The 700-nt window shown below is 56.9% G+C and carries 1 protein-coding gene; it reads right to left on the reverse strand.

Translation table 11 applies throughout. The annotated features are described in order from the left end of the window. A partial coding sequence (locus J5224_RS32860) for a lactonase family protein (protein ID WP_264629104.1) occupies positions 1-700 on the reverse strand: 700 nt, incomplete at both ends.

The following is a 700-nucleotide window of genomic DNA, read 5'->3' on the forward strand; positions in this document are numbered from 1 at the left end:
TGTCAGGATGCCCGTCGTGGCATTACGTTGATACACCTTTATTTCGTGGGGGGCGGAAATCCCAGCACCGCTGTGGATTACATAAACATAGTCACCGGAGGTGGCAATCATGCCGTTACGGTGCGCCTCCAGTTTCTGCACCTGTGTTAATGCCCCGTCGGCATCGCGGTTGTAGACATACACCTCGCGCCCGTAATTACCGCTGGCATCCACATAGACTTGTTTGCCGTCATCAGAAATCGCCAGTCCGCCGGTTGAGCCGCCGCCTTCCATCTGGGTGGTGCTGACATACGCCAGCTTGCCGTCGTTGACGCTCAGTTGAATCAGATTACCGTTACCGGCAATGGTGTAGACCGATTTGCCATCGGCACTGACCACCAAATGGTTAACGGTGCCGAGGTCGTCAACCACCAGACTCTGCTGCTGGGTTAAGCGCCCGGTGCTGTCGACGGCGAAAACGGTGAGGGTGTTGTCAGAACCGGCGGCGTACACGTGGCTGCCATCTGTGGAATAGGCGATTTCTGTCGCTTTCGCCAGTGTGCCTGCGGTAAAGGCCTCTGCTTCCTGTAATAGGCTGCCGGAAAGCGCGGGAGGCACGTTAACCTTGTTGTCTACCGTCACGGTGGCGTGAATATCCAACGCCGCTTTCGCGTCCTGATCGCTCAGGCTTTTCAGCGTAACCGTGACATCACCGCTTGCC

It is taken from the genome of Candidatus Symbiopectobacterium sp. NZEC135, assembly GCF_025962695.1.